The following is a 7,931-nucleotide window of genomic DNA, read 5'->3' as shown; positions in this document are numbered from 1 at the left end:
TCAAAGAACATTTAGAATGGCTTAAAATGATATATGCACATATTAATGCACTTGAACTTGCTTTAATAAAAAACATTAAGCCTTTAGAAGAAGAGTTATATAAAAGGGGACTTGAGAAATGGATAAAGCAAAAGTAGATCTTTTTAAGAAAAACTTAGATGCTTTAGTGGGATCTAATTATATAGAGCTTAAAAAGAAATTGCAAAATATTAAAGAGCTTAAAAAATTTAATTATTTTTTAAAAAAAGATCCACTTGATATTAATATAACAAGAAAAAGCGATTTAAAAACTATTTTTAAAAATCCAAAAGAAGAGCTTGAAGATAAAATAAAGGCTTTTAAAGAATTTGCAAGATATCCATTTTTTTTCTTTTATGGTTTAGGGAATGGTATATTTTTTAAGGCACTTTTGCAAAATGATTTACATAAAAGAATAGTTGTTTTTGAAGCAGAGCTTGAAATCATTTATCTTGTTTTTCATTGGATAGATTTTGATTTAGAGTTAAGGCAAGGAAGATTTATTATAATGCATAGTAAAGAGATGGATTATGTTAAAGCCGACGTTCTTTGCTCTTTGCCACAAATTAGTATTTCTTTTAAACTTTATGATTTAAAAATTACTTGTGAATTTTATGAAAAATACTATAAAGAAGATATTGAAAGAATCAATGATCTTCTTATGAAAGCTATTACTAATATCACTCTAAGACAAGGAAATGATCCAAAAGATACTATGATAGGTATTGAACAAGCCGTTTATAATTTGCCAAAAGTTTTTACTCATCCAAGTTATGATGAATTAAAACAAAAAAGATCTAATAAAAATAAAGCAAGCGCTATTATAGTAGGGACAGGACCTTCACTCACTAAGCAACTTCCTTTACTTAAAGAGTATCAAGATAAAGCTGTAATTTTCTGTGCTGATAGTGCTTATTCTATATTAGTAAAGCAAGGTATTAAACCTGATTATGTTTGTATGTTAGAACGTGATGAGATAGTAAGTGAGTGTTTTAATAATGACTTTGGAGATTTTGATAAAGATATACTTTTTATCTTAGCTTCTTTGGTGAGTAAAAAAACTATAGATTATTTAGAAAAAAATCATAGAAAATATATGCTTGTAGCTAGGGCTTCTACTTATACAAACTATCTTGATTTATCTTCTTTTGGATATATAGGCGGGGGTATGAGCGTATCTCATATGGCTTGTGAATTAGCTTTGAAATTAGGATTTAAAAATATTATTTTAATAGGTCAAGATTTAGCCTATGCTAAAGATGGAAGTCATCATTCAAAAGGTTTTATTCATGATGATTATCATATAGGAGATTATGAAAGAGATTTTAATCGTTATACAACCATGGCTTATGGAGGCCAGGGTATAGTTCAAAGTTCTCAAGTATGGATTTTGTTTAAACAAATTTTTGAAAATTTTTGTGCTGCGAATTCCTATGCTAAGATTTATAATTGCACAGAAGGCGGTGCAAGGATAGAAGGAAGTATAGAAAAACCTTTTAAAGAGGCTTGTAAAGAGTTTTTAACCAAAGAACTTAAAAAACCTTTAGTAAAGCTTAAAAATCCTAGCAAAGAACAAAGAAATCATTTAATGCTAGAAAATTATAAAAGGGTAAAAAAAAGTATTACAATGGGAGAAAATTTCTTAAAACATTGTAAAAAAATTGATAGACGCATTAAAAAATTTATTTACTCTTCTAAGAGTAGATATAGCTTAGATGAGCTTGTAGATGAGCTTGATTTGATTAAAGAAAAATTAAATAGAAAAAAATATACCCATCTTAGCAATGTGCTTTCATCTTTATTGTATCATCATAATTTATTATCCTCAAAACTATATGTGCAAAATATAAACAACGAAAGCGATAAACAAAATAAGCTTTTAGCTTGGGTGTATTCTCATGAAAGTTGGCTTGAAGATATCATTGATATACTAGGTGTTCAAAATCAAAGATTAAAACAAGCAATTATTCCTTTACAAGATATCTTAGAGAAAAAGAATTTAATTTAAAATAGAATTTTTAAATAAGTATATAAGTTTTTAAGATAAATGATTAAAGCTTGAGAAGTTCTCAAGCTTTAAAATTATTGTAAAAGTTTTAATACATTTTGTTGCACAGCATTAGCTTGCGACATAGCATAAGAACCACTTTGTGCAAGAATATTGTATTTAGAAAAGTTAGCACTTTCTGCAGCAAAATCCACATCTCTTATGGTTGATTCAGCTGATTTGACATTTACTTGAGTAACTGTAATGTTATTGATAGTTACTTGAAGTTGATTTTGAACCGAACCAATATCAGCACGAATTTGATCAAGATTGGTAATAGCAGTTTCAGCTATATCCATAACAGCCATAGCGCCTTTAAGTGTTGTAACTCCTGCACTTTCAGGTGGGACATCAAAAGCTCCTGCACTTACTTTCATAGGAGCAAATTGTGATAAACCTGAACCACTTGAAAAACCACTTCCAGCAGAAACATTATACACAGCTGAAAGTTGAGAAGCTCCTGAAATAGGAACCAAACCAGCATTTTGTAAAGAGGCAGAATAGTTTTTACCACTTCCTATAGAAAAACCTGAACCACTTGAAAAACCACTTCCCTCGCTTGACATAAAGGCAGATATAGAAGAATATCCAGCTAAAATTGTTCCTTTATTAACACTACCAAAGCCCATAGCATCAGCTATTTGAGGATCAATTTGCCCTTTTGACTCTCTTAAAGATACTGAAGCTTGAGAGATAAATTGAGAAGCTCCAAATCCTGCATGAGAAAGTCCAGTTCCAACTATATTAATATCTTTTCCATCATTTTTTACTAAAGATAAACGTCCGTAATTTTCTTTCATATTAGGGCTTATGAAAGCACCAGCTCCTATACTACCATCTATTTTAATACCACGTCCATCTCTTGAGCTTAAAAGAAGTTTTCCTTCACTATCAAGTGAAGCTTCCACTCCAGTTGTATCTTTTACTGAGTTTATAGCTGAAACTAAAGCTCCGTTTTCATCACCATCTTTGTATTGAATTTGTCCGATTCTTACTCCATTTATGGCAAAATCTTCAGAGGTAGAACTAGCTTTTACGGTTGCCATACCATTAGTTTCTACTTTAAAACTTGCTCTAACACCTGTTTTATCAGCGTATTTGTTTATCTCTTCAGCTAAGGCTCCAAGTCCTGTTCCTACTGAAGTTGAAATTTTTATTTTTTGAAATTGAAAATCTTCTAAGCCATTGTAATTTTTAAGTGTAAATTGAACCTCGCCACTAGAAGTAATTCTGCCACCTGTTTCAAATCTTGTCACACCGATTTTGCTTGATTGGGTTGGCCCTATGCTTGCTTTAATGGTTTGATTTGAATTAGCACCGATTTGGAATTCTTGATTGATAAAGTTTCCACTTAAGAGTTGTTTTCCATTAAATGAAGTTGTATTTGCGATATTGTCAAGTTCTTCCATCAAGCGGTTGATATCTGCTTGAAGCATAGTTCTTGTTTTTTGACTTTGACCATCTTGAGCGGCTTGAGTAGCTTTAACTTTGATAGTATCTAAAATTTTAAGTTGCTCATCCATAGCTTTATCAGCGGTTTGTAAGATACCGATAGCGTCATTACCATTATTGATAGCCTGACCTAAAGTTGCTGCTTGAGATCTTAAAGAATCAGCGATCGCCATACCTGAAGCATCATCAGCGGCTGAGTTGATTCTAAGACCAGAACTTAAACGACTTAAAGATTTATCAAGCTCTCTGGCATTGACGACTGAATTTGCATGAGCATTTAATGCTCCTATATTTGTGTTTATCCTAAAACCCATTTTTTTAAATCCTTTCAAAAATATTGTTCAAAAGGATAAAGCAATAAGTGTTCCAATAAATTTAATTTTTATTTTTGAAAGATTTAAAAGTTTTAAGAAGTAAAATTGTAAGTAAGTATAAAGTTTGGGAAAAATTTCCCAAACTTAGAGTTCGTATTATTGCAACAATCTTAATACGTTTTGTTGGCTAGCATTGGCTTGTGCCATCGCATAAGATCCACTTTGTGCTAGGATATTTGCTTTAGAGTAGTTTGCACTTTCACTTGCAAAGTCCACATCTCTAATTTGTGATTCAGCTGATTTAACATTTACCTGAGTAACTGTGATGTTATTGATGGTTGAAGTTAATTGATTTTGAACTGAACCAAGATCTGCACGGATTTGATCAAGATTTGCAATAGCAGTTTCAGCTATATCCATAACAGCCATAGCACCTTTAAGTGTTGTAACCCCTGCAGTTTCATTTGTAACATTAAATGCACTTGCTTTAAAGGTAGCAAACTGAGACATAGAAGATCCGCTTGAGAAACCACTTCCAGCAGAAACATTATACACAGCTGAAAGTTGAGAAGCTGCCGAAATAACTACAGCATTTGCAAAACCTGCAGAATAGCCAGTTCCTACAGAATAACCAGAACCTTCAGAAAAACCACTTCCCGCACTTGACATATAAGCAGATACAGAAGAGTATCCAGCTAAAATTGTTGATTTATTAACAGTACCAAAGCCCATAGCATCAGCTACATAAGCATCAATTTGCCCTTTTGATTCTCTTAAAGATACTGAAGTTTGAGAAACAAATTGAGAGGCTCCAAATCCAGCAGATGAAAGACCGCTTCCTGAAATAAGAATATCTTTTCCATCATTTTTTACTAAAGATAAACGTCCGTAATTTTCTTTCATATTAGGGCTTATGAAAGCACCAGCTCCTATGCTACCATCTATTTTAATACCACGCCCATCTCTTGAAGTTAAAAGAAGTTTTCCTTCACTATCAAGTGAAGCTTCAACACCTGTTGTGTCTTTTTTGGAATTTATAGCTGAAACTAAAGCTCCGTTTTCATCGCCATCTTTATAAGCAACAGTTCCTATAACTACTCCATTGATAGCAAAATCAGATGAAGTAGTTCCTGCTTTTACTGCTGACATACCATTAGTTTCTACTTTAAAACTTGCTCTAACACCTGTTTTATCAGCGTATTTATTTATCTCTTCAGCTAAGGCTCCAATTCCTGTTCCTACTGAAGTTGAGATAACAACATCTTTGAATTTAAAATCATCTATACCATTGTAGTTTTTAATCACCATTCCAACAGTTCCACTAGCAGTAATCCTACCACCTGTTTCAAATCTTGTTACACCGATTTTGCTCGATTGGGTTGCACCAATAGTAGCTTTAATACTTTGATTAGAGCTTGAACCGATTTGGAATTCTTGATTGATAAAGTTTCCACTTAAGAGTTGTTTTCCATTAAATGAAGTTGTATTTGCGATATTGTCAAGTTCTTCCATCAAGCGATTGATATCTGCTTGAAGCATAGTTCTTGTTTTTTCACTTTGACCATCTTGAGCAGCTTGAGTAGCTTTAACTTTGATAGTATCTAAAATTTTAAGTTGCTCATCCATAGCTTTATCAGCGGTTTGTAAGATACCTAAAGCATCATTACCATTTGAAATAGCTTGACCTAAAGTATTTGCTTGAGATCTTAAAGAATCAGCGATCGCCATACCTGAAGCATCATCAGCGGCTGAGTTAATTCTAAGACCTGAGCTAAGTCTTGCTAATGACTGATCTAAGCTTTTAGCGTTTAAGTCAGAGTTTGCTTTAGCATTAAGTGCTGCAACGTTTGTGTTAATACGAAATCCCATTTTAAATCCTTTTAAATAAATTCAATCACCTCATGCGATTGTCAAAAGCTATATCGTAAAGTTAAAAATTTTTTTTATATTTTTTTGAAAATTTTTAAAATATCAGTTTTTAAAAGGATAAAAAAGGCTAATCAGTTATATTTTTTCATAATTTCATATTTGGTTTTTAAATTTTGTATAAAGTATTCTAAGAAATTTTTATAAGCTAGAATGAGATGATATAAGTATTCTCTTTCATCATTTAAATGCATTTTTAAAACTTTAGACATATTAAAACCTCTATTAAAGATTAAAGCTTTGCCTATTGAGTCTTCCAAAAATGCACTATTATTTAAAATTTCATTAAAACTACTTATATTTTTATGAACATTTTGTAAAAATTCTAAAGGTAAAATAATATCTTTGCTTAAGATATTATCCAATGCTTCTTTTAAAGTTTTAGCATCATTTAATAAATTTTCGCAAGTTTGTTTATCTTGTTTTAATTTTTCAAAAAATTTAGCAATGAGTTTAGAGCTTCTATTTTTAGTTAAAGGTTTTAAATTTTCAAATTTAGGTTTTTCTTTATGAAGTAAATTTTCACAAGCATTTTTAAAAGATATTTCTTTAGTAAAATTTATCCTTGCTCCACCTTCTGTGGCATTGTAAAAATTTACTTCTTGATTACAGGCAAAAAGGTATTCTAATTTGATACGATAATCATTCCAAAGCACGTGAGTTAAAACTTCACCCTTGCCCCCATAAGCTATGCAGTAATTTTTTTCTATATCACTTTCTTTTTCAAATTCACTTCCATAAGCAAAATTTTCAGAATGCGAATTTCCTTTCTCATCATAGGCTAAATCTTGTCCTATCATAATAATATTTTTAAATCCTAAAGCAAGAGCTAGAGTATAAGAGAAATGACTTACATGAGTTCCTGTATCTATGTAACCAAAATCACTAAGGCCTAAATTTTTAAAGAAAGGATCTTCTCTTAAAATAATACATTTGTTTGTAATTTTGCTTGCGACATTATAATTTGTTCCAATGGCTAATACATTTAAAATTTTATTATCTTGATCTTCGTAAAAATTTTTTGTTAAATCAGAAAAATCTAAATTGGTCACATAATCAGGCTTAATATCCTCTTTTAATAAAATGCTCAAAGCTCCATCTGCACAAAAAATAAAAGCTTTATTTTGATATTTTTTAAGTAAAGGAAGTTGCTTAGCAAGTGAAGGTCCTGCTGAAACTACTATGGCTGTATCAAAGGTATTTTTTCTTTGATTTAGAAGTCTTTGAAAAGGAATGTTTTCTAGCATGGTAGGGATATTGCAAAGTATATTGTCATAAACTAAAAAAGGAACATCTAATGTATAATGTAAATTTCTAATAAGTAAAGTAGTATTTGCTAAAGCAAAATTTAAAATTTGCTGATAGGTTTGATTGTGAAATCTTTCATAATAAGAGTTAATAGGAAAAAGTTCAAATAAATTTAAATACTCAAAAACACCTTTCATATCAAAAAGGATTAAAAACTGGATATTTACTTTTTCTTCTGTGGTGTCTAAAAGATGAATTTTGCCACTGCTTAATTCTTCACTTAAATCCAAAATACTAAGAGCTAGATATAAAAGCTCAATTTCGCTTTCAAAAATGAAAATTCTTTTATAATATGGAGCTAGATTTTTAATCAAAAGAGCATTAGCTATACCAAAAAAACAAATATAAGGATAATGTTTAGTTTTGGCTAAAAAATTATCAAAAGAATGATTTAGTTCTTCGTGCATAAAATCATCATCATAAATAAAAGTTTCAAATTTATTATCGTAAATGTTGAATTTATCATTTAAAATGAAACGTTGTGATTTTTTATGATTTTGTAATTTTAAGGCTAAGGGTTCATTAACTCCTGATGCAAGAGCTTTTATATTTCTTTGTAAAATTGGATTCATTTTATACCTTAAAGATGATTTTATAATTTTTATTTTATAGTTTGGAATTTTACATTTTTATTTTAAATTTTCTTTTATATAGAGTATTAAGTGTGTTAAATAAATTTAAAAGTTAGATTTATCATTGGTTTGAAAGATTTATGCAAAAATTCTAGGAAAATTCCTAGAATTACCCTTTAGCCGCTATAACCTCAATCTCAACTAAAGCATTTTTTGGTAAATCTTTTACTGCAAAAGCACTTCTTGCAGGATAAGGAGCTTTGAAAAAGCTTGAATAAATTTCATTAAAATTTA

Annotated in this window: 5 protein-coding genes; 1 reads left to right on the top strand and 4 read right to left on the bottom strand. The window is 30.2% G+C overall.

Annotation, left to right across the window (positions count from 1 at the left end):
• The first annotated feature begins 118 nt into the window (after positions 1-118).
• Positions 119-2,026: a motility associated factor glycosyltransferase family protein gene (locus tag DU473_RS08025; protein WP_131186962.1), complete on the top strand. Its 1,908-nt coding sequence runs from the start codon at positions 119-121 to the stop codon at positions 2,024-2,026.
• Positions 2,027-2,100: 74 nt separating this feature from the next.
• Here the strand turns inward: DU473_RS08025 and DU473_RS08020 are convergent, their stop codons facing one another.
• The 4 genes from DU473_RS08020 to DU473_RS08005 all read right to left on the bottom strand — a co-directional run.
• Entirely contained in the window at positions 2,101-3,831 is a 1,731-nt protein-coding gene (locus tag DU473_RS08020) for a flagellin A (RefSeq protein ID WP_131166268.1), read from the bottom strand.
• A 156-nt stretch (positions 3,832-3,987) separates the two neighbouring features.
• Positions 3,988-5,700: a flagellin gene (locus DU473_RS08015; RefSeq protein WP_131186961.1), complete on the bottom strand. Its 1,713-nt coding sequence runs from the start codon at positions 5,698-5,700 to the stop codon at positions 3,988-3,990.
• Between the two features lie 131 nt (positions 5,701-5,831).
• On the bottom strand, positions 5,832-7,637 hold the full coding sequence (locus DU473_RS08010) for a motility associated factor glycosyltransferase family protein (protein ID WP_131186960.1): 1,806 nt from the start codon (positions 7,635-7,637) through the stop codon (positions 5,832-5,834).
• Positions 7,638-7,806: 169 nt separating this feature from the next.
• The coding region (locus DU473_RS08005; RefSeq protein ID WP_262868321.1) for a RidA family protein at positions 7,807-7,931 on the bottom strand (125 nt) is incomplete at its 5' end.

Origin of the sequence: Campylobacter novaezeelandiae, assembly GCF_004323845.1 — a bacterium.
GTDB classification, from domain to species: domain Bacteria; phylum Campylobacterota; class Campylobacteria; order Campylobacterales; family Campylobacteraceae; genus Campylobacter_D; species Campylobacter_D novaezeelandiae.
The sequence above is the reverse complement of the archived record's forward strand: the minus strand, read 5'-3'. Positions and strand labels throughout refer to the sequence as shown.